Genomic DNA, 23,264 nt, shown 5'->3' on the forward strand with positions numbered 1-23,264 from the left:
GCCACTAAAACTGCTTACTTTTACAACGTAAAAAATTTTCTACTGTATTGACTCAAAACAACTTGGCCACAAACGTCCTATAAAATTTACACACCACTCAATTACTAAATACCTGGCTGCTCTTCCCCTAAATCTAATTCTGGTTAATTATCTTGCCATTAACAAAACAACAAATAATCACAGTGCTTAAATTGTGGGAGTAATTAAAATGAGTGAAGTAAATAACTATTTAGGTTTAGTCGGTATTGAGTTTACTGAATACGCCACGCCTGATGCAGATTACATGGATAAAGTATTTACTGACTTTGGCTTTTCAAAGCTTAAAAAGTTTAAAGGTAAAGACATTGTTTATTACAACCAAAACGACATTCACTTTTTACTGAACAACGAGCGTGAAGGTTTTTCTGCTGAATTTGCTAAAAGCCATGGCCCTGCAATTTGTTCAATGGGGTGGCGTGTAGAAGACGCACAAAAAGCATTTGAAACTGCAGTAGAGCGCGGTGCAAAACCTGCAACCGATTCTACACACAAAAACCTTCCTTACCCTGCAATTTACGGTATTGGCGATAGCCTAATTTACTTTATTGACCAATTTGGCGATAAAGGCACCATTTATGAAAGTGACTTTGAAGATTTAGCAACGCAAACGGTTGTTGAAGACAAAGGCTTTAAGCGCATCGACCACCTAACTAATAATGTTTATAAAGGCACAATGGAAACATGGGCAAACTTTTATAAAGATGTGTTTGGTTTTACAGAAGTACGTTACTTTGACATTAAAGGTCAAAAAACGGCGCTAATTTCATATGCGCTTAAATCTCCATGTGGCACCTTCTCAATTCCAATCAATGAAGGTAAAGGCAACGACAACAACCAAATTGACGAATACTTAGGTGAGTACAATGGCCCAGGCGTTCAACATTTAGCATTTTTAACTGATGATTTAGTTAGCTCGCTAGACAAGCTAGATAAATCAACTATTGCAACGCTAGATATTATCCCTGAATACTACGACACCATTTTCGACCGTGTGCCGTGGGTAAAAGAAGACAAAGACAAAATTCGCGAACACCAAATACTGGTTGATAGCCAAAGCGAAAATTGTTACCTACTACAAATTTTCTCTAAAAACTTATTTGGCCCAATTTTTATAGAGATGATTCAACGCGTTGATGATGGCGGTTTTGGTGAGGGTAATTTCCAAGCGTTATTTGAATCAATTGAACGCGATCAAGAGCGCCGCGGCGTTTTATAATCTTTTTGAGTAAATTAAAAGCAGCGACCTTCGCTGCTTTTTGTCGTTTTAATATTTAAAATGTATGGCTTAAAGTGCAAGTATGCTTAAATAAATACTCCATTGTTGCCATACAGTTAAACCAAAGGAAATGTAATGAGCCTAATTAACGAAACCCATGATATTAATTTAACAAGCTGGGTAGAGTCAGCGAATGTTGCCAATTGCGACTTCCCTATTCAAAACTTACCATTTGCCGAGTTTCGTCGCAAAGGCACTAACGAAGTATTTCGTGGCGGTGTTGCGATAGGTGATCAGGTTATCGACCTTGCAAAACTAAATGAGCTAAATATATTTACAGGCGACGCTAAAATAGCACTCGATGCAGCGAGCGAGTCAACGCTAAATACATTTATGGGTTTAGGGCAGCAATACTGGTCAGCACTTCGTTTAGCCCTTTCAAAAGCATTACGCGAAGGCGCTGAATGTCAAAAAGATATTGCGAGCGTATTAATATCGCAAGCTGAAATTGAATTTTCATTACCATGTCGTATTGGTGACTACACCGACTTTTACACCTCTATTTATCATGCAACGGCAGTAGGTAGTTTATTTCGCCCTGATAACCCACTATTGCCAAACTATAAATGGGTACCGATTGGTTACCATGGCCGCTCTTCATCTATTGATGTGTCTGGGCAAACATTTCACCGTCCTAAAGGACAAACTAAAGCACCTGATGCCGATGTACCCTCATTCGGCCCATGTAAACGCCTTGATTACGAGCTAGAGCTTGGCATTTACTTAGGTAAAGGAAATGCGCTTGGCGATGCAATTGCAATCGAAAATGCAGAAAACCATGTATTTGGTTTTTGTGTATTTAACGACTGGTCTGCCCGCGACTTACAAGCTTGGGAATACCAACCATTAGGTCCGTTTTTAGCGAAAAACTTTGCATCAACAGTGTCTCCTTGGATTGTTACAACAGAAGCACTCGCACCGTACAGAACAAGTTGGACCCGTGATGAAAACGATCCTCAACCTATGGAATATCTAGAATCTGCCGCTAATCGCGAGCAAGGTGCATTTGATATTCAAATGGATGTAAAAATTCAAACCGAAAAGATGCGTAGCGAAGGGCACTCTCCCACCCGCGTATCTACCTCTAGCTTTAAGCACTCTTACTGGACTGTAGCTCAAATGGTAACTCACCACACAGTTAACGGGTGTAACTTTATGCCGGGTGATATGCTGGGTTCGGGTACGCAATCGGGCCCAACACATGAAGAAGCGGGCTCTTTGCTGGAGCTATCTCGTGGCGGTAAAGAAAAGATAACGCTAAGCAATGGCGAACAACGCAGCTTTTTAGAAGATGGCGATAACGTTATTATGCGCGGCTGGTGTGAAAAAGAAGGCTTTGCGCGTATTGGTTTTGGTTCAGTTGAAAGCACGGTTTTAGCCGCAAAATAATCTCAATCAAGCATACTTAAATGAAAGGGCTGCTTTTAAAAGCAGCCCTTTTTTATTAATTTTTGAACAGTTACAATTTTTTTCTGGCTTTTTAAGCTCAGATTGATACATTATTCCGGTTAGTAGCCAGTGTTTATATGCCATGTCAGTATTTATAAAGTCTTACAAAAAACTTTTTCCAGCTCGCCAACTCCTTATTCGTCAAAATGGCGAGGTTAAGCATGTTGTTTTAGCGCCTTGGTTACAACTTTTTGCAATAGTGCTTATTTTAGCAACACTTGTCTGGGTGAGCATTTCTAGCTTTCGTGTATACACACAAACTAACCATATCTCTGACATAGAAAAAAATCAGCTTAACAAACAAGCACTATGGGAACAAAAAGTTAGCGAGCAACAACGTCTTCACGAGCAACAACTCAAACAGCTAGTAACTCTTGAACAAAAACAAGCGCTACTTCAAAGCATGATCGAATCTTTACCTGCTTCAATCAGTCAAGACGTTATTCAGTTAGGTGAAGAGCTTGAGTCACCTATTAACGAAAATAAAAGCGAATTTCATGACCCCTTAGTTGATGAAGACCCAAATGCTAAGCAAGTTAATTTAGGTAAGCCTATTAGTTTTGAAACACGTTTGGCACATTTAAATGAGCAATACGAACAAAGCTTTAATTACCTAGACAAAAAAATAAACGAACGACATAACGCTATTTTAGCCATGCTTAAAGGCGCAGGCCTTGATGCCGCTTTGGAAGAACACCTAGCAATTAACTCTTTGCATATTGCTCAAGGTGGCCCGTTTGATGTATTCGATGAAACAAATATACCCGGTCATTTTTTGGCTATAGTTGATAAGTTAGTCGCGTTAAATAATCTAGAAAATTTATTAACTGAATTACCTAACACCCTGCCCTTACCCGCTGCAAAATATTATATTTCAAGTAGCTTTGGCTTACGTAAAGACCCAATGAATAATCGCCGAGCATTTCACAAAGGCGTAGACTTAGCGGGTTGGCACAAAACCGAAATTTTTGCTCCGGCCGACGCTGTGGTTCTTCGTGCAGGGCGTAATGGCGGATATGGTAACTTTATTGAACTTGAACACAAAAATGGCCTAGTAACTCGCTTTGGTCATTTAAATAAAATAAAAGTAAAAAAAGGCCAGCACATTGCCAAACACGATGTAATTGGTTTAATGGGGAGCACTGGTAGAAGTACTAGCACTCATTTACACTACGAAGTATTGGTTAATGGCGAACAAGTCAATCCTCTAAAAATAACAAAGGCGCTTTCTCGTGTTCGGTAGAAAAAAATCAACAAGTACTAATCTAAGAAAGGTTAATCATACCCCCTCTATTATTTCTGAAGATGTGCGCCTTACTGGCACTTTAATAAGCCAAGGTGAGGTTCAGCTTGATGGCCGCATAGATGGCGACATAAAAGCCGAGCAGTTAGTTATAGGCTCCTCCGGTGTAGTTGAAGGAATTGTTGAAGCAGTAGGCATTGTTGTTAAAGGCACTGTTATTGGTTCTATCAATGCAAGCGAAGTAAAAATACAAAGTGGTGCTCACGTCCATGGCGACGTATTTCATGATTCATTGAGTATAGATGCTGGCGCTATAATTGAAGGCAACTTAAAGCAACGCACTGAAAAAGAGACAGTAGAGTTAACTGCTGAACCAACTGAAAAAGAAGTTAAAACACTGATTGAAGAAGATGACAGCGGCTTGTCGTTTGTAAATAAACAAGCCACGGATAAAAGCGAGCGGTAGGCTATTTTTTCTCAGTAATATACATTGTAATATCTGCAGTGAATACGAGTTCGTTGCGGGTATTATAAAGCTTCACTGGTACTACTAAGTCTTCTTTATCAATCCACTGGCGTGGTAAATCAATTTCAGCAATAGCCGTAACGTCTGTATCAACCTTTGCCAAATATTGCACGGTCATTCCCTTTGGTATCCAACGATGGGTTTTTACCGGTACAGTCGCGTCAACCATCACCCCTGCACATAACTCAGCCAAATTACACTGCGCAATTGCATGAATGGTTCCAATGTGGTTATGAACACTACGACGATTTTTAACAACAGCACTACAGTGCCCTTCTCGCAGATCTAATACATAGGGCTTCATTGAGCCAAAGTAAGGTGCTTTAAAACAAACAGCTTTAGTAAAAAGCCAATTGCCAAAGGGTAAGTTTTTAAATTTATGCCACGTTTTAACTAGTGGTGATTGATTTGCCATTTTTATTATCCAGTTACAGTTACTTTATTAACGCTAACACATCAGACCAGTTTAAAAAAGCCGTTTTAATTACTGCTTTTATTATGTGTTTAACAAAAAATACGAATGACGACGTATGCATAGGCCAAAAGCCCTTTCTTTTTTACGAGTGCCCCCCTAAAATACGCGAAAAAGGAGACTCAATGCATACACAGCCCGCAAAACCTAATCTAACTTTATTACTTATCTTAGCGTTGCTCGTTATTTTTTGCCCTATGGCTATTGATATTTATCTGCCCGCTTTTCCTACCATAGCAGAGCAATTTTTGGTGACTGAGCAACAAGTGCAGCAAACTGTTGCCATTTTTATGTTAACCGTTGGACTAGGTCAATTAATTGCAGGGCCATTAGCAGATAGATTTGGCCGAAAGCCTGTCGCATTAGTAGGTATTAGCTTATATGCAGGCTCTGCGTTACTTGCTTACTGTGCCCCTTCGTTTGAAGTATTACTTTCTGCTCGTGCATTACAAGGGTTAGGTGCATGCGCCACATTTGTTGTCGCTTTCGCTATTGTAAGAGATAAATTTGGTAGCGAACGTAGCGGCCAAATTATTACTTACTTAAATGGCATTGTGTGCTTTATTCCTGCGTTAGCGCCCATTTTAGGTGCTTGGTTAACTGTTAAGTTTGGCTGGGAAATGAACTTCTTATTTTTAACTGGGTTTGCATTGGTAGGCTTTATTGTTACGTTTTTCTTTTTTAGAGAAACACGACCAGCTGATAGCGTTTATCAGGGACATATTCTCGATTTAAGACGCTTTATACCTATTATTTCAACGCCACTATTTTTATTTAATAGCTTGCTTTGCATGGTTACTATGTCGGTTATTTTAGTGTTTGTCACCCTAGCACCTGGCTGGATAATTACTGAGCTTGGCGGAAGCGTAGCTAATTTTACATTTTGGTTTTCACTAAATGCCGTTTTAAGCATTATTGCCAGTTTTATTATGCCACTGTACATTAAACGCCACCCCAAACGCGCTTTAAAAATAGGGTTACTGCTATTGGTTGGCTCGGGATTACTTATGCTCCTGTTTAGCCAATATAAATCGGCTTTGGCGTTAATGATCCCCATGTTTGTGGCTGCATTTGGTTTTGCGCTAACTCTTGGCTCTGCAGCAGGTAGAGCATTAAGCTTGTTTCCTAAACAAGCGGGCACAGCTTCAGCGTTGCTTGGTGCAATGCAAATGAGTGGGGCAAGTTTGCTGGTATTTATTACTCAATTTTTACAGTTGCAGACCCCTATATTAATTGGCGTCCACTTTTTATTATTGGTCCCTTTTAGCTATTTATTGCTTCGCAAAGCGCAGTTTTCATAACCCCCAACAAAAATTCATCATTAATGGGTAAGTAATTTTTATTTACCCCCTTTCACTGCACATTAATTACCCAATCAGAATTATTTCGTTTTTATTAACAATTCACTGTTGCAATCTAGGTACAACTGCTCTATCGTTAAATTAAGTTAACAGGTGGTTAACAAAATAATTCTAGGATGTAAAAATGAAAAAAAACAAACTTGCCTTAGCATTAATTTTATCTGGTCTATGTACTGCAGGTAATGCAAGTGCACAAAACGAACGTTTCATAATTCAAGTCGATAACAACAAAAAAGGTGTAGTAAAAGCACTTACTAAAAAACTCGGTGGTGATATAAAAGTTGACGGTAATGGGTTTATTGCCGCTAAATTTACTGGTCACGATTTAGCAAGCTTAAAAGGTTTGCTAAATAACCCTCACATAAAACTTATTGAAGAAGACCAAAAACGTGTTCCTTTATCATTATTCAATGATGACGCTGGCAATGCAATGCAACAACAAATTACACCGTATGCTGTTTATCAATCTCAAGCTGATCAGGTAACATTTGACGCAAATGCGGGTATGAAAGTATGTGTTATTGACTCTGGTTTAGACAGCACAAACCCTGATTTCATTTGGGGAAATATCACTGGCGATAATGACAGCGGCACAGGTAACTGGTTCGATAATGGCGGACCACACGGTACTCATGTGGCGGGTACCATAGGCGCTGCAGATAACAACTTAGGTGTTGTAGGCATGGCACCAGGCGTTGCTATGCACATCATAAAAGTGTTTAACGAATCTGGCTGGGGTTATTCATCAGACTTAGCACAAGCTGCTAACTTATGTTCTCAGGCAGGTGCAAATATTATCAGCATGAGTTTAGGTGGTGGTGGCTCAAATAGTACTGAGTCAAACGCTTTTGCTGATTTCACTAACGCTGGAGGCCTTGTAGTTGCAGCGGCAGGTAACGATGGCAATAACGTTCGTTCATATCCAGCTGGCTATCCATCAGTTATGATGGTAGGCGCAAATGATGCAGATAATCAAATTGCTGACTTTTCACAATTTCCAAGCTGCTCATCAGGCAAAGGTAGACGTGTTACAACTGACGAAACAGTATGTGTTGAAGTGACTGCTGGTGGTGTAGATACGCTTTCAACATACCCTGCTGGCATGGCATCCGCAGCAAATATGTCTGCTGACGGCACACCCTACGCTTCATCCGCAATGGAAAATACTGGTCAAGCATCAGCATCTGCGTACTTTATGGGAACTGCACAAAATATTGATAATGGTGCTGCTGGGAAAGTATGTTTAATCGACCGTGGTGTCGTTTCTTTTTATGACAAAGTAGCAAACTGTGAAAACTCAGGTGGAATAGGCGCTGTTATCATTAACAACGAAGCTGGTATGCTTTACGCAACACTAGGCGATACTAACAATACAACAATTCCGGCTGTGGGTGCCGCATTTGAAGATCGCACTGCACTGCTTGGCAGCACAACGATTACAATAGATATTGGCGCATCAGATTATGGATTCATGAGTGGTACATCAATGGCAACGCCTGCAGTGTCGGGTATTGCTGCTCTTGTATGGTCAAATCATACTGACTGTACGGGTACAGAGATTCGTGATGCTCTAAAGGCAACTGCACAAGATCAAGGCGCAACAGGGCGTGATGATTACTTTGGACACGGTATTGTAAAAGCAGCCGATGCTGATGCCTATTTAACTGCGAATGGTTGTGCAGGTAATGATAATGGGGGCGGTGGTACCGACCCAGAGCCTGTAGGTGACATAACGCTTTCTGCTTCAGGTTATAAATCAAAAGGCACCAAGTATGTTGACCTTAATTGGGCTGGCGCAGCAACAAGCCAAGTTGATGTTTACCGCAACGGAAGCAAGGTGACAAGTACAGCTAATACTAATAGCTTTACTGATAGAATATCGACCAAAGGTGGCGGCACATATACCTATCAAGTATGTGAAGCTCAAAGCACAAGCGCTTGCTCTAACAACTCAACCGTTACTTTTTAATAAAACGTAACTTAAAAAAGCGGGCAACAGCCCGCTTTTTATTTACCTAGTTGCTTGATAAACTCACTCATATTTAACAATCAATTCTAATAATGATTAATCCCGATTTTCTCTTCTCTTTTTTAGTTGCTAGTTTTTTAATGGCGGTTGCCCCAGGCCCTTCGAATGCATTTTTAATGGCACAAACATTTGCAAATGGCCGCACTGCGGGTATGCAAAGTGCGTTTGGTTTTGCATTAGGTGGGGTTGTACATACCTTTTTTGCAGTAATAGGCTTAAGTGCTATTTTAAAAGCATCACCCGCTGCCTATAGTGCTGTTCAATATACAGGTGCAGCTTATTTGTGTTATTTGGGCTTTATGATGATAAAAAGCACGCTAAAAAACACAGCTACTGCCACACAAACACAAAGTGAAGATAAGCCACACGTAAGCACTGCTAAAAAATCTAATGTGATGTTTCAAGCCATGATGACCGAGGTACTTAACCCTAAGGTCGCTTTATTTTTTATTGCATTTATTCCACAGTTTGTAGACCCGAACTTATCATCAGCCACTTTTCAGCTCGCATTTTTTGGCCTGCTGTACCCTATTTTTGCTTTTCCAATAGACTGCACGTATATTTATTTTGGCGACAAGATCGCACAGTTTTTTAGGCAGCATCCAAATAGTCAACTTTGGATTGATAGAGTAACGGGAATAATATTTATTGCCCTCGCTATTAATCTACTATTATAACTTTCCTAAATTTTGCTAACAGTTGGTGTAACTATGAGCATTTAGGCACAAATAAAAAGAATTAATATGGAACAAAAAACGCAATCTCTCCCTGCAAAGAAAAATATTGCCCTTGTTGCTCACGATGGCAAAAAAGCCGCGCTAAAGCTGTGGTGCGACAAACATAAAAATACACTTAGCAAGCACACCTTATACGGCACAGGTACAACGGGGCATTTAATTCAAAAAAGTACAGGGCTTGATGTTGTTCAGCTTTTAAGTGGCCCAATGGGTGGCGACCAACAATTGGGCGCAAAAATAGCAGAACATGAAATTCATGTTTTAATATTTTTTTGGGACCCTTTAGCTTCTCAGCCTCATGACCCTGATGTAAAAGCATTACTGCGCTTAGCGGCAGTGTGGAATATTCCTGTAGCGTGTAACGAGGTAAGTGCTGATATGCTGTTAAGCTCTCCTTTAATGGAAAACGAGCTTGAGCGTACCTTGCCAGATTACGAAAAATACCTCGCAACCCGACAAATAAGTCTTTAAGCCTTTTAAGTTACTTATAAAGCATGCTGGCCCATTTCGTCAGGCCAGCAGTTACACTACCAAAATGGTCACCATTAACCATATTAATATTACCTAAGTGCTCGCTAAGTGCTGCTTTGATTAGAGGAGACTGCGCACTGCCCCCCGTTAAATAAATAACGTCTGGTGTTGTTTGTGCATCACTTATTGCTTGTTTTGCCAAAGTAACTATTTGGCTAATACTACTTTCTACAGCTAGCGATAAATCATGAACAGATAAGTTTTTACTAAGTTCAGTATCTAAAAAGCGCAAGTCACAGTTAAAGTCATGTGTTGACGAAAGGGCTATTTTTGCGGCTTCACCTTGTTGAACAAGTTGATGCCCTTGCTTATTTTGTTGTAAGTGAATTAAGCGTTTATATAGGTCTGGTGCACTTACATCTCGCAACTGTGCATTAAGTTCACGCGCCTGACTTTCACTGTAAAATTGGCTTTGCAAATTAACATCGTTAATTTTACATGCCTGCCAAAACGGCTGATTTGGCAAAGGTAATCCCGATTTAAATGTGCTGCCAAGCCCTAATAAGGGCATTAACCCATGAAAGCTCAATGCAATATCTAAATCGTTTCCGCCAACGCGTTTACCGCTGTGAGCTAAAAAGTCGTTATCGCGCTGACTATTTCCTCTAAAACTTGGGCCCATTTGCACAAACGAACAATCACTGGTCCCCCCACCAATATCTATAACCAACACTTTCTGATCGTGTGTTAAATCACTTTCGTAATCGATACCTGCTGCTAGCGGTTCGTATAAAAAATTAACGTCTTTAAAGCCTGCACGTTTTGCAGCTCGCTCTAAAATACCCACAGCTTGCTGGTTCGACTGTTCACCGCCTAACGCCTGAAAGTTTACAGGCCGGCCAATAACAGTTTGAGTAAGTACTTTTTCTAAAGACTGCTCTGCGCGTTGTTTTATTTTTAAAATCATTGCCGTTGCAATGTCTTCAAAAAAGTTAATTTGGCCTTGCTTTAAACCGGTTGCACCAAAAAACGATTTGGGTGACTTAACAAAGTACCCTTCCTCAGGAAATTGAACGTATTCACTAATTGCTTCACGACCAATAAATAAGGTCTCATCTGAAGGTTGTAAATCAAGGTCTGATTTAATTCGAGGCAGCGAGTTTAAAAGGGCTTGGCGCTGAGATTTAAAATCTTGTTCATGCGCGGTTCCTTTCAAATGCTTAGCAACAAAATCAACCACCAAAGCACTGTGATGCGTATAAAGTGTAGAAGGTAAGTAATGCTTGCCTTGCTCTAAAGGCACTAACTGAACATTATTATTGTTCATTACACCCATAGCACAATTTGAACTACCGTAATCAAAACCTACAAACATATACCACCACACATTACCAAAAAGGCCGCGCAATTTAGCATATTTAAGATCACTTTTAAATTGCTATATGCTTTCTCGCACTCTTAAAAAGCTAGCAAAGCGAGGAAGGCCATTTTTAGTCACCCCATGAAAACGATAGGTAACGGTGCTACCAATGGCCGGTGGATTTTGACGTTGTGCATCGCTAAATCCTGTACCAATTGAAAATAGCTGCCCAGAGGCTGACTTAACGCGGAGCGCACCCAGCATCCCCGTGTATTTCCCTTTACCCGGCAAATGAGCAATGACAACCGCCTCAGCATCAAGGTAAGGCTTTAACTTTAACAAAGCACCACTGCGTCCACTTTTGTGTTTTGCATCAGCTAAGTGCAACATAACGCCTTCTGCACCCTGCGCAGTTATGTTATTAAAATAGTCAGAAAGCTGTTTGTTATTTTTAAATCGACGCTGATTAACAGCTTGGATATGGGGCTGATTAATATGTGTAACAAGTTGGGAATAATTTTTATAACGCTCGCTAAAAGCTAAGGTTTTATCTGGCATATCAAATATCTTGTAAGTGACGGCTTGCCAGTCTTTGTTATTTGGGATTCTAGTTCTTACTATACCGCTTAATGCAGCAAAGTGTTCTCGTTTGCTCCAAAGCTCGCCATCTAACCACGTATTGGGCAGGGATGCAGTAAACCAATGTGGTGCATTAATTATATTCCCTTTGCGAGTAACAAACTGTGTGCCCGTCCATATGGCTCTTACACCGTCAAATTTTTCGCTGACTAAATAGGCACTAATATCATTGTGCTTTTCTTCATCATACACTTTGGCTAATAATACAGAAGGCTGAGAAGTATAAGCCGAGCAGCTAAACAAAATAACCGTAATAAATAACATCCATTTTATAGCAATCATTAGCGCATCCAAGCTAGGTAATAGTGACTTACACTATAGTTGAGATTGCACCCATTGCCAAAACTCATCAAGGTCACCCATGCAATAGGTCGCTTTGCTAAAGTCATGATCTTTGGTGTGGCTATTAGCAATAGCAACCACCCTTAAACTTGCATTATTTGCGGCGCTTACGCCTGTAAATGTATCTTCTACGGCTATCGCATTTTCTGACTTTACGTTTATTTGCTTTAAAGCGAGTAGATACGGGTCGCCTGCAGGCTTAGGGTTAATTACATCGTCTTTAGTAACAAGAGTATCAAACAGCTCATAAAACCCTAATCCTTTTAGAATTGGCATAGCTTCGCTTGTTGCACTTCCGGTGACAAGCGCCATTTTTAAGCCACTATTTTTAACCGCTTTTAGCGTTTGTTCTACATATGGCATAAGCGGTGGTAAGTTCGTTTTGACGTATTCACCAAATAATCGATATTTTTCAGCAGCTAAAAACTCAGCACTGACTGATAAATTATTCTCACTTTTAATTTCAATTGCCGCTTCTAGTGTAGGACGCCCTGAAAACCGCTGACAAAATTCATCTTCTAAATAACTTACCTCAAATGGCGCTAACAATGTGCTCCAACATACAAAATGCATCGCTTCTGAATCGACTAGCGTGCCATCCATATCAAATAAAACGGCCTGTAAGCTCATGATCTCTCCTTAAATTAAAGTGCTAAAAAAAGGTGCTAGAGCACCTTTTTTTCATTATTACTGGGTTAAACCCGCCGGCGGCTCACCAAAAGCTTCTTCACCGGTTTCAATATCAACTAACTCATAGCCACGGGCTTTACGAACCACCTTAAGTACAGGTTTTTCAAAAGCAGTTTTTAAGCGCTCCGAGTCATCTTTTAACTCATCAAGGGTTGTACCAAACGGTGCTGCGCCTGTTTCTGACCAGTTAGTTACTTTACCATTTAGGTTATATTCTACTTCGTGTATTTGATATTGCGCCGCTTCATCTTTTGTTGCTTCACAAAAAATCACACGGTAATTCCAAAATCCAGCCATTATATTTCTCTATCAATAAACCAATTATGCGCTACTTTAACAGCTCTAAAAGGGATCACAAAATAAAAAGCCTGCACAAGGCAGGCTTTTAAATGTAAATTTCTAATCAATTAATTAGAAAAATTTAACTTTAAATTCAGCACCAACATAACGCTCTTCATTAACAATACCCGTGTTATTGTTAAAGTCGATAGCGCCTATTGCTTGTTGCTCATCAAATAAGTTACGAACAAAACCAGCAACTTCATATTCGTAGTCACCTTCTGCCCATCTGTAACCTGCACGAAGACCAACTTCAGTTAAAGGCTTGCCTTCAAACTCTACCGATTCATATAAGAACATGTTAATTTTGCTGCGGTAAGATATATCACCGTTTGCAAAGAAATCACCATCTTCAAGCTCTTTAGTGTAACGAAGCGTAAAGTTAGAGATCCACTCTGGTGCATGCGGTAAGCTGTTACCGTCTAAAATTGCACGATCTTCAGGCCCAAAGGCACCTGCAACTTGGAAAGTTGGATCTGTCACTGTACATTGGCCACACACAGCTACCGCTAAGTCATTATCTTTAAGCTCAGTTTTGTTATAGCTTAAGTTAAATGTTGCATTAAGCTCGTCGCTTAATACCCACTCAGTGTCTAACTCAAAACCGTAGCCTGTCGTTTTGTCTGCATTAATTAAGCGGTTAAAGTTTGCACCACCACCTACAGCGGTCAATTGCTGATCGCTCATTGTGTAGTAGAACACAGTTGCATTTACACGACCTTGTCCGTCTAGCACGTCTGATTTAATACCTGTTTCGAATGAAGTCACTGTTTCAGAATCAGCGGTTGTTACTTCATCACCAAACAAAATACGACCTTGCAAGCTTGGTGCACGGAATGTGTTAGCTACACGGCTGTACCAGTTTACGTCTTCGTTTACTTTGTAGTTAGCAGATAAATCCCAGCTCACGTGGCTATCGCTAACATCTTGCTCGATAAATAAAGCACCACCGCCAATAGGGCTTAGTGTACGATCTGCAGAGAAGTCTTTTTCATCATCAGAGTAACGAAGGCCCGCTGTTATTTTTAAATCATCAGATACAACATAATCAACAGAGCCAAATACTGCCCAAGCAGTTGTATCTTGTTGCTGTTTAACATACCCATTTAAAGCGCCGGCAGGTGATGAAAACGTATCATAGCTAAAGTTTTCAATTGTTAGCTCTTCGTCAAAGTAAAAAACACCTACTTGATAGTTTAAGTCGCCATCAAAGTTACTTGATAAACGAAGCTCTTGAGTAATTTGATCTTGCTCAGGAATACCATCGGCACTTTCTGAAGGGAAAGGAATAAAGCCAGGCCCCATGTAATCAGGAAGGAATACAGCACCGTAACCACCGTCAATATCACCACGAGAGTATATTTCAGCGCTTTCCCATGCAGAAATAGACGTTACAGTGTGGTTTTCAAGATCCCATTCAAGTCTTAGGCTCATACCCTCAGATTCTACTTGTTGAGTAGAACGAGCACCGGCATCTTGGTATACAACATCGTGCTCGTAGTTATCGACTAATTCGTTAGAACCAGACTCAATAACATTTGCACGAAACGCGATAGGTGAACCATCTAAATCACGTGTGTGATAGTTTAATAAAGCAGAAAAATCATCGCCTTCGTATAAAAACTGAATACGTGCTGCTTTTTCAGTATAACCGCCCTGTTGATCTTTAGCTTCAAAACCAGGTGCTTGGTTATCAATGTAATCATCTTTATCTTGCCATAATAATGAAACGCGAGCAGATAAACGATCTGTTAACGCACCGCCTACAGCACCTTCAGTATCTACAGCGCCACGGCTACCGTATGAAACCGCACCGTAACCGTCAAACTCTTGGCTAGGTTTAACTGAGTCAAATTTAACAAGGCCTGCAGGCGTATTACGGCCAAATAAAGTACCTTGCGGACCACGTAATACTTCTACGCGTTCAACATCAAATACAGGAAAGCCTTTTAAAATCGCATTTTCTTGAACAACTTCATCAACTACTAACGATACAGGTTGAGACGCATTTAAATCGAAATCTGTGTTACCTAAACCACGTACGTAAAAACGTGGGAAAGAACGGCCAAATGAAGATTCGATAGACAAGCTTGGAATTTTTGCGTTCATAAAACGAATATCCATGCCTGCCGAGCTGTATGCATCAAGGTTATCACCTTGCAGTGCAGATACAGCTACAGGAACCTCTTGAGCATTTTCTACACGTTTACGCGCAGTAACTTGAATAACTTCTAATTGGTTATTTTTTTTAGCCGTTTCTTCTTCAGCAGCAAATGAAGAAACAGAAGTGCCAGCAGCAGATAATAGTGCGGCATTAATGATTGTCGCTATTGCAGATTTTTTAATTGCTTTCATGTCGGGTTTTAACCTTTTGTATGCACTCTTGTTCAACGGTTTTTTGTGTTGCGCAATGTATTTATTGCGGGCTCGTACAATTTTTCGCGACTTGGCTATATGCGCGCGGACCTCATTATCGAGAGTACAAAAACGAAATAATAAGGCTGAACGAACGTAAGAGATTATACCACTGTGTAATAATTTTACTGCATAAAACTTTTCAATTTCTGAAACTTTTTTGCAACATTTAACCACAAGATAGCGACTTTTTATTACTTTTTAGATGTAAAAACCTAATTATAAGGACATATGTCCTTATCAATAAAACTACAAATAAAGTAGCAGTTTTAACGTTTTAACTAAAAAACCTAACTTAGGAACAATTTTTGCTAAGGTGAAAAACCGCACTAGGCGGTTTTTTCCTCAATGCTTTATCACGTTCGTTTTAAGGCTATTTCTCCATCTATATGAATGTCTCGTTGAGGGAACGCAATCACTACATTATTTTGCGCAAATACATCGTACAGACTAAAGCGAATATCACTGCGCACGGTTCTAAGCATGGTTTCAGATTCAGCACATACCCAAAAAACAGCGTTAAAAACTAATGAGCTATCGGCAAAGTCGTCAAATAGCACTGCCGATTTTGGTGTTTTTAAAATCGCTTTATGCTCATCAAGCACCTGTTGGATGAGCTTTTTAACTAAAACTACATCCGATCCATAAGCAACACCAACGCTTACCGACGAGCGTGCATTCCCATCAATTAACGTCCAGTTTGTTACGGTGTTTTCTAATAATTGGCTGTTGGGGATCAACATATGTACGCCATCATTTCGACGAATCCGCGTTGAACGTGTATTAATAGTTTCGACGACGCCTTTTGCACTGCCTACTTCTAAAAAGTCACCTATTCGAATAGGACGCTCCCACATTAATATCCAACCGCTTATAAAATTATTAATTATATTTTGCGCACCAAACCCCACACCTATTGCAATAGCACCCGATACAAATGCAAAAGCCGTCAATGGAATATTTAATACTTCTAGCGAGGTAAAAACTAAAATGGCGATACTTAAAATAAAATAAATACGCGTAAATAAATGAACAGCATCTTGGCTTATTTTCTTGGCGAGTAAAGTTCTTTTTATTAACTTACCAATGTGTGTCACCACAAACCACATTGCAAATAAAATAAGTGGTACCTGAATTATTTTTGCCACTGTGAGTTGTATATCGTTGTAACTAAATACAACAAAAGAAAGGATTTCGTTTATTTGTTCTAAATTCATTTATTTTCCAATCAGGGGGTCTTTAATATTATTATAGAGTGAATGTGTTTTAATTAACTAACATTAGCACGCCACAATGCAATTTAACTGACTTTAAAAATTGCACTTTGTTATTTTGCAGTACTTGTGCCACCAAAAAACAAACAACACAAGCTACTTTTACCTATCTAAACATCTATTTTTAGCTAATTTGCGTTTAAATCCTGCATAATCTCGATAAACTTTATTGTATATAAATCAAAATTTGGTAAGTTAAGTGGGTTTTTCGACTCGAAAAGCCTATCCCGGCTAATCTTTCTATGGAGTTATTATGCGTAAAACCCTAATCGCCACTACAATTGCTAGTGCATTATTACTATCTGCCTGTTCAGAAAATAAATCAGAAACACAAACAATGGCAAAAGAAAGCGCAGCACAAGTGCAAGACGTAAACGCAAGCAATGTGTTATTCAAACCAAGTCCTTTACAATACATGGCACCTGAGTTTGATAAATTTGGTACTAAAGATTACGAAGCTGTATTCGACGCGGGTATTGCAGAGCATACAGCTCAAATTCAAGCAATTGCTAATAACCCAGAGCCAGCAACATTTAAAAACACATTAGTTGAAATGGAACTATCTGGTGAGTTATTGAACCGTGTATCAACGGCATTTTATAACTTATCGGGCTTAATTTCAGATGACGAATACCAGCGCATTAGTAAAAAAATGGCGCCAGTATTATCGGCTCACTCTGATGACATTTATTTAAACGGTGCTTTATTTGAGCGCGTTCAAACAATCTACGATAACCAAGCAGCACTAAGCGCTGAAGATCAACGCCTTGTTGACTTTTACTACAAGCAGTTTGTAAAAGCCGGTGCTAAATTAAGTGACGAAGAAAAAGCAAAAATGCGCGAAATTAACGCACAACTTGCTAACTTATCTACTGCGTTTTCGCAAAACGTTTTAAAATCGTTTAAAGAAGACGTGATTGTTGTTACTGACAAGTCTAAACTTGCAGGCCTTTCTGAGGGTGAAATTGCAGGCCTAGCAGCTGCAGCTAAAAAAGCAGGCAAAGAAGGTTACATGATCACGCTTGTGAACACCACGCAACAGCCTATTTTATCAAGCCTTGAAAACCGCGAGTTACGTGAGCAAATTTTTACTGCCTCAGCAAACCGTGCAGCACAAACAAATGGCCCTATCATCATTGAAGAAACAAACTTACGTGCACAAAAAGCAGAGCTTTTAGGCTACAAAGATTGGGCTTCGTATGTAATGACCTCGCGTATGGCGCAAACAACTGAAAATGTATACGGCATTTTAGATGACCTTGCCCCTAAAGCAGTTGAAAAAGCAAAAATTGAAGCAGCAGCTATCCAAAAAGTAATTAATGATTCGGGCGAAAGCTTCGAACTTAAACCTTGGGATTGGGCATTTTACGCTGAAAAAGTACGTGCTGAAAAATACGACCTAGACCCTGCGTTAGTTAAACCTTACTTTGAAATGAGCTCAGTAATTAACGATGGCTTATTCTTTGCGATGAATAAACTATACGGTATTACGTTCAAAGAACGTCAAGACTTACCGGTTTACCACGAAGATGTAACCGTTTATGAAGTATTTAACGCTGACGGCAGTGCAATTGGTTTATTTTACATGGACCCATACGCACGTGAAGGCAAGCGTGGCGGCGCATGGATGAGTGCATATGTAAGCCAAAGCGGCTTAAAAGGCACTAAACCTGTTATTTATAACGCGCAAAATATTCCAAAGCCTGCTGAAGGCGAGCCAACGCTTATGACCTTTGACGAAGTGTCGACTATGTTCCATGAGTTTGGTCATGCGGCTCACGGTTTATTCTCAGATGTTAAATACCCAAGCCTTGCTGGCACTGCAACAGCGCGTGACTTTGTTGAGTTTCCATCTCAAGCACATGAAGATTGGATGATTGAGCCTAGCGTACTTGCTAATTACGCTAAGCACTACAAAACAGGTGAGCCAATTCCACAAGCATTGCTTGATAAAGTATTAGCATCGCAAAAATTCAACCAAGGTTTTGGTACGACTGAATATTTAGCGGCTGCTTTACTGGATATGGAATGGCATTCATTTGGTTCAGATAAGAAAATCAATGATGTTCAAGAGTTTGAAAACGCAGCGCTAAAAGCTCATGGTATTGATTACTACCCTGTACCACCGCGTTATAAATCAAACTACTTTAGCCATACATTTGCCGGCGGTTACTCTGCGGGTTACTACGCATACCTTTGGACTGAAGTATTTGCAGCCGATGCATTTGCACACATGGAAAACAACGGTGGTTTAACACGTGAAAACGGCGACAACTTCCGTAAAGAAATCCTATCAAAAGGTAATAGCCGTGACTTAATGCAAAGCTACATTGAGTTTAGAGGTCAAAAACCAACAACCGACGCACTACTTAAGCGCCGCGGTTTGGTAGAATAATAACTTAACTTATTATTTTTAATATAAAAGCCCGCTTGCGGGCTTTTATTGTTTATACCTTAATTTATAACAGATAAACTTAGCCAATTAGTTATTACAAAATGATGGTTATGGGCTATTTATTTGCAGTGACCCTACTTTGGGCATTTTCGTTTAGTTTAATTGGCGTATATTTAGCTGGGCACGTTGATGCATGGTTTAGCGTATTAATCCGTGTTGCGCTAGCTACATTGGTATTTTTACCGTTTATCAAACGCCTTCCTCCCGCCACCGCAATCAGGCTTATGTTGATAGGCGCTGTGCAACTTGGGGTTATGTACAGTTTTTACTACCACTCATTTTTGTTTTTAAGCGTCCCTGAAGTATTGCTTTTTACGGTTATGACGCCGCTCTATATTACTTTATTAAACGATACCCTTAACAAACAGTTTAATCCGCAATTTTTTATTGTTGCCTTAATTGCCGTGCTGGGTGCAGTAGCAATTCGTTATGAAAATCTCGACAATGACTTTTGGCTAGGGCTGTTGCTTGTGCAAGGAGCCAATTTAAGTTTTGCAACTGGGCAAGTTACTTACAAACGGTTAATGCAAGGCAAGCAGCTTGACGACAAGGCGGCATTTAGCTGGTTTTTTATTGGTGCGCTTTTTGTTGCAGGCTTATGTTACGCATTATTTGGTAACCCGAGCAAGCTGCCAAGCACAAATACACAATGGGGGATTTTAATTTATTTAGGGATAGTGGCCTCAGGCTTGGGTTATTTTTTATGGAATAAAGGCGCAACGCTTGTCAATGTTGGGGCGTTAGCGGTCATGAATAACTTACTCATCCCTGCCGGTATTATTGTTAATATTGTTATTTGGAATAGAGATGCCGATATTTTTAGGCTAAGTATTGGTGCAGCAATAATGCTTTTAGCGTTAGTGGTTAATCGGATAATGACGAAAAAATAAGTTCACTTTTCTGTCGCTTAATTGTCATTAAGAGTTACTAAGGTAGTGCAACTTTTATTTTTTAAGGATAAACAATGAAGCGTATTACCTTATCTGCCAGTTGCCTTCTAATTGTTGCACTTACCGGTTGTGACGATGAAGTTAAAGTAGTCGAAAAAGACGTTTTAGTAACTAACACTGAAGTTGAAATTGTAGAAGTACCCACGCCAGTAGTTGTAGAAGTTGCCCAAGGTAGCAATGTTCAACTTGGCACACGCCCTGATTATTTAATTAACGACATGGCGCCAAGCGAGTTAAAAACACAATTAGCATCATGCCAAGATGGCCCATTTTACACGACAGACTTTTCAATTGGGCATCGCGGTGCCCCAATGCAATACCCTGAACACACTAAAGAATCTTATATTGCAGCAGCGCGAATGGGCGCAGGTATTGTAGAGTGCGATGTAACGTTTACAAACGATAAAGAACTAGTGTGTCGCCACTCACAATGTGACTTACATACCACCACTAATATTTTAGCTATCCCAGAACTTGCCGCCAAATGCAGTGTGCCATTTACCCCAGCCGATCCAAATACCGGGACTCCCGCTTCAGCAAAGTGCTGTACAAGCGATATTAGCCTGAGCGAATTTTTAACCCTTGAAGGGAAAATGGACGGTGCGAATCCTAAAGCCACCACAGTGGCAGAATACCTTGACGGCACCCCAAATTGGCGTACCGATTTATACTCAAAAACAGGAACGCTATTAACCCACAAGCAAAGTATTGAGTTATTTAAAGAGTTGGGTGTAAAAATGACCCCAGAGCTTAAGTCGCCTCAAGTTAGCATGCCTTTTGATGGTATGAGCCAAGAACAATACGCACAAAAAATGCTTGATGAGTACACGCAATTAGATGTTCCCGCAAATCAGGTATACCCACAATCGTTTAATTTAGACGATGTTAAATATTGGATTAACACCAACCCTGAATTTGCAGATCAAAGTGTTTATTTAGATGGTCGCGATAGTGAAGCTGGTTTTGACCCGAGCAATCCAGCAACATGGCAACCAAGCATGGCTGAACTGGTTGCTGACGACGTTAAAATACTTGCGCCTCCCATTTGGATGATGCTTACCATCGATAACGATAACAATATTGTTCCTTCACAATACGCAATTGAAGCAAAAGCGGCAGGTTTGAAGCTCATAGCATGGAGCCTTGAGCGCTCAGGGCCGCTAAATGAAGGGGGTGGTTATTATTATCAGTCAATTGCTGATGTAATCAATAACGATGGCGATATGATGACTGTAGTTGATGTTTTAGCAAAACAAGTGGGGGTAATGGGTATATTTTCTGATTGGCCGGCCACGGTAAGCTACTACGCAAGCTGTAATAAAATGCCAGCTAGCATTTAAAAACGCATTTCAGCGGTCGTTTATTCTGCTGCGCTCAGTTACCATAAAGAAATTACCAAACCTTTTTAACTGAGCGCTTTTATGATCATCCAACAACATAATACCGACTTACCAACGCCAACAGGCCGAATGCGAACCACAGTGTATCGTCCACAAGCGGATGGGCAGTTTCCTGCCATTGTTTTTTATTCTGAGATTTTTCAGCAAACGGCTCCTATTGCTCGAAGTGCCGCACTTTTGGCAAGCCATGGTTTTGTTGTACTCGTGCCTGAGGTATTTCATGAGTTAAACCCTATCGGAACTGTACTTGCTTACGATGATGCAGGTAAAGACAAAGGCAATGCGGATAAGTGGAAAAAACCGCTTGAGCATCACGATAGCGACACACAAACATTAATCGATTTTGTAAAATTGCAGCAGTATTGCTCAGGTTCAGTGGGGGCGATGGGTGTATGTATTGGCGGACATTTAGCTTATAGAGCTGCACTTAATCCCCAAATTAAAGCAGCGTTTTGCTTATACGCAACGGATATTCACAGCAATACATTACCAGCTCAAGAAGGAAACAATTCATTTGAGCGCATGGCCGATATACAAGGTGAAATACATTTTATTTGGGGTAAACAAGACCCTCATGTACCACAAGAAGGCCGCAGTAAAATTTATCAGCAATGTGTAACGACAGGCATTAATTACCAGTGGCAAGAAGTTAACGCGCAACATGCCTTTATGCGTGATGAAGGTGAGCGATACGACGGTGCATTGGCAATCGCAATGTACCAACAAGCCGTGGCGCTATTTAATCGCACTTTATAAACACTTGAAAAACGTCTTACTAAGTACTTTTCAGCATACCCAGCGCGGTATGCTGCTTTACAAAGTACGCTTTTAAATAATCGATAAATAACCTAAGTTTTTTAGAGCCTGTAGCACCTGGCGGAAACACCCCGTAAAGCTCAATATCTTTAGTTTTGTAATCGTCTAATATGATCTCTAGTAGCCCAGCTTGCACCTTTGGCCAGGCATCATATAAGGGAATACGGCCAAGACCATGCCCTGCCTCTACAAATGCCGTGCGTGCTGCCGCATTATTTGTGCTTAAACCACCTTGCATTGTAATGTCGTGCTTTTTGCCCTCTTTTTGAAGCGTTAAAGTTTTACTCCCCAGCTGATACACAACCCATTTATGCGCTTTTAACTCAGCTGGCGTTTTAGGTTTACCAAAATAGTTAAAGTAATCTGAAGAGCCACAAATACAGGTACTCATTGTGGTCAGTTTTGTCGCTTGTAAGTTTGAGTCACTTAACGCAACACCTCGAATAGCAATATCAAAACCATTTTTTATTATATCTACTACGTCGTCGGTCAGCTGTAGGTCGATCTCAATTTTTGGATATTGGCGCTTAAACGTATTTATAGCGGGTACAATTAATTGCATCCCTACATTAACGGGGCAACTCACTTTAAGTAAACCTTGCGGCTCGCTTTTTATATTCTCTATTTGTTGATTAGCGGCATTGGCTTGCTCAGTAATAACGCGACAACGCTCGTAGTACGCTATACCGGCCTCTGTAAGTGTCATTGTGCGAGTAGAGCGGTTTAAAAGTGTAACTTCAAGCTGGGTTTCTAATTTTTTTAAGTGATAGCTTGCCACAGCACGTGTTAAACCTAATTGCTTCGCAGCGCCTGTTAAACTTCCCTGCTCTACAATTTGTGCAAACACCACCATACTTTTTAATTGCTCGAATGACACTTTCATGGCTTTTCCGCCTAGTTAAAATTCAACTCATTCATTGTATCAATTATTAAACCAATAAAGTCAAATTTATCATCGTTGTTTAAAGTAATTTAAATGCA

Annotated in this window: 20 protein-coding genes; 12 read left to right on the top strand and 8 right to left on the bottom strand. The window is 40.1% G+C overall.

The genetic code is table 11. The features are described from left to right. The first annotated feature begins 208 nt into the window (after positions 1-208). The 4 genes from hppD to PMAN_RS10255 all read left to right on the top strand — a co-directional run bounded on the left by hppD (position 209) and on the right by PMAN_RS10255 (position 4,473). Positions 209-1,255, top strand: coding sequence for a 4-hydroxyphenylpyruvate dioxygenase (gene hppD, locus PMAN_RS10240; RefSeq protein WP_010557063.1), 1,047 nt, complete (start codon positions 209-211; stop codon positions 1,253-1,255). 135 nt (positions 1,256-1,390) lie between these two features. Further along, on the top strand, positions 1,391-2,704 hold the full coding sequence (fahA, locus tag PMAN_RS10245; protein WP_010557062.1) for a fumarylacetoacetase: 1,314 nt from the start codon (positions 1,391-1,393) through the stop codon (positions 2,702-2,704). A 142-nt stretch (positions 2,705-2,846) separates the two neighbouring features. Beyond that, the gene (locus tag PMAN_RS10250) at positions 2,847-4,007 is read left to right on the top strand and encodes a peptidoglycan DD-metalloendopeptidase family protein (RefSeq protein ID WP_010557061.1); all 1,161 of its coding nucleotides are present in this window, start codon (positions 2,847-2,849) and stop codon (positions 4,005-4,007) included. Beyond that, the gene (locus PMAN_RS10255) at positions 3,997-4,473 is read left to right on the top strand and encodes a bactofilin family protein (RefSeq protein WP_010557060.1); all 477 of its coding nucleotides are present in this window, start codon (positions 3,997-3,999) and stop codon (positions 4,471-4,473) included. The genes PMAN_RS10250 and PMAN_RS10255 overlap by 11 nt, the downstream gene beginning before the upstream one ends. Before the next feature lies 1 nt (position 4,474). Here PMAN_RS10255 and PMAN_RS10260 read toward each other — a convergent pair whose 3' ends face one another. After that, complete coding sequence (locus tag PMAN_RS10260; RefSeq protein ID WP_006791419.1) at positions 4,475-4,948, bottom strand: hotdog fold domain-containing protein; 474 nt, start codon at positions 4,946-4,948, stop codon at positions 4,475-4,477. 182 nt (positions 4,949-5,130) lie between these two features. Between PMAN_RS10260 and PMAN_RS10265 the strand changes: the two genes are divergently transcribed. The 4 genes from PMAN_RS10265 to PMAN_RS10280 all read left to right on the top strand — a co-directional run bounded on the left by PMAN_RS10265 (position 5,131) and on the right by PMAN_RS10280 (position 9,603). Next, positions 5,131-6,306: a multidrug effflux MFS transporter gene (locus PMAN_RS10265; RefSeq protein WP_021032448.1), complete on the top strand. Its 1,176-nt coding sequence runs from the start codon at positions 5,131-5,133 to the stop codon at positions 6,304-6,306. Between the two features lie 184 nt (positions 6,307-6,490). Further along, on the top strand, positions 6,491-8,335 hold the full coding sequence (locus tag PMAN_RS10270) for a S8 family serine peptidase (protein WP_010557058.1): 1,845 nt from the start codon (positions 6,491-6,493) through the stop codon (positions 8,333-8,335). A 92-nt stretch (positions 8,336-8,427) separates the two neighbouring features. After that, positions 8,428-9,072, top strand: coding sequence for a LysE family translocator (locus PMAN_RS10275; RefSeq protein WP_033035729.1), 645 nt, complete (start codon positions 8,428-8,430; stop codon positions 9,070-9,072). A 66-nt stretch (positions 9,073-9,138) separates the two neighbouring features. Further along, positions 9,139-9,603 (top strand): methylglyoxal synthase, encoded by a 465-nt coding sequence (locus PMAN_RS10280; protein ID WP_006791424.1) that lies wholly within the window; start codon positions 9,139-9,141, stop codon positions 9,601-9,603. Positions 9,604-9,613: 10 nt separating this feature from the next. On the opposite strand, the gene yegD is transcribed toward PMAN_RS10280, so the two are convergent. From yegD to PMAN_RS10310, 6 genes are all read right to left on the bottom strand, one after another. Further along, positions 9,614-10,978 carry a molecular chaperone gene (gene yegD / locus PMAN_RS10285; RefSeq protein ID WP_021032449.1) on the bottom strand — a complete coding sequence of 455 codons (1,365 nt, stop codon included), beginning with the start codon at positions 10,976-10,978 and terminating at the stop codon, positions 9,614-9,616. A gap of 63 nt (positions 10,979-11,041) precedes the next feature. Then, positions 11,042-11,884, bottom strand: a complete 843-nt coding sequence (locus PMAN_RS10290) for a DNA ligase (protein ID WP_010557055.1) — start codon at positions 11,882-11,884, stop codon at positions 11,042-11,044. Between the two features lie 33 nt (positions 11,885-11,917). Then, a complete protein-coding gene (locus PMAN_RS10295; protein WP_010557054.1) occupies positions 11,918-12,574 on the bottom strand; it encodes an HAD family hydrolase in 657 nt (218 codons plus the stop codon). 57 nt (positions 12,575-12,631) lie between these two features. Further along, entirely contained in the window at positions 12,632-12,931 is a 300-nt protein-coding gene (locus tag PMAN_RS10300) for a hypothetical protein (RefSeq protein WP_006791428.1), read from the bottom strand. 114 nt (positions 12,932-13,045) lie between these two features. Next, entirely contained in the window at positions 13,046-15,328 is a 2,283-nt protein-coding gene (locus PMAN_RS10305) for a TonB-dependent receptor (RefSeq protein WP_033018864.1), read from the bottom strand. Positions 15,329-15,744: 416 nt separating this feature from the next. Then, positions 15,745-16,605: a mechanosensitive ion channel family protein gene (locus tag PMAN_RS10310; protein ID WP_010557052.1), complete on the bottom strand. Its 861-nt coding sequence runs from the start codon at positions 16,603-16,605 to the stop codon at positions 15,745-15,747. Between the two features lie 310 nt (positions 16,606-16,915). Between PMAN_RS10310 and PMAN_RS10315 the strand changes: the two genes are divergently transcribed. From PMAN_RS10315 to PMAN_RS10330, 4 genes are all read left to right on the top strand, one after another. Beyond that, positions 16,916-19,057, top strand: a complete 2,142-nt coding sequence (locus tag PMAN_RS10315; RefSeq protein ID WP_010557051.1) for a M3 family metallopeptidase — start codon at positions 16,916-16,918, stop codon at positions 19,055-19,057. 101 nt (positions 19,058-19,158) lie between these two features. Further along, positions 19,159-20,007 carry a carboxylate/amino acid/amine transporter gene (locus PMAN_RS10320; protein WP_010557050.1) on the top strand — a complete coding sequence of 283 codons (849 nt, stop codon included), beginning with the start codon at positions 19,159-19,161 and terminating at the stop codon, positions 20,005-20,007. 74 nt (positions 20,008-20,081) lie between these two features. Beyond that, positions 20,082-21,407: a glycerophosphodiester phosphodiesterase family protein gene (locus tag PMAN_RS10325; protein WP_010557049.1), complete on the top strand. Its 1,326-nt coding sequence runs from the start codon at positions 20,082-20,084 to the stop codon at positions 21,405-21,407. A gap of 81 nt (positions 21,408-21,488) precedes the next feature. Beyond that, complete coding sequence (locus PMAN_RS10330; protein ID WP_010557048.1) at positions 21,489-22,223, top strand: dienelactone hydrolase family protein; 735 nt, start codon at positions 21,489-21,491, stop codon at positions 22,221-22,223. Between the two features lie 19 nt (positions 22,224-22,242). Here the strand turns inward: PMAN_RS10330 and PMAN_RS10335 are convergent, their stop codons facing one another. Continuing rightward, positions 22,243-23,166 (bottom strand): LysR family transcriptional regulator, encoded by a 924-nt coding sequence (locus tag PMAN_RS10335; RefSeq protein ID WP_010557047.1) that lies wholly within the window; start codon positions 23,164-23,166, stop codon positions 22,243-22,245. Positions 23,167-23,264: the final 98 nt, after the last annotated feature.

This window comes from Pseudoalteromonas marina (assembly GCF_000238335.3).
Classification (GTDB): domain Bacteria; phylum Pseudomonadota; class Gammaproteobacteria; order Enterobacterales; family Alteromonadaceae; genus Pseudoalteromonas; species Pseudoalteromonas marina.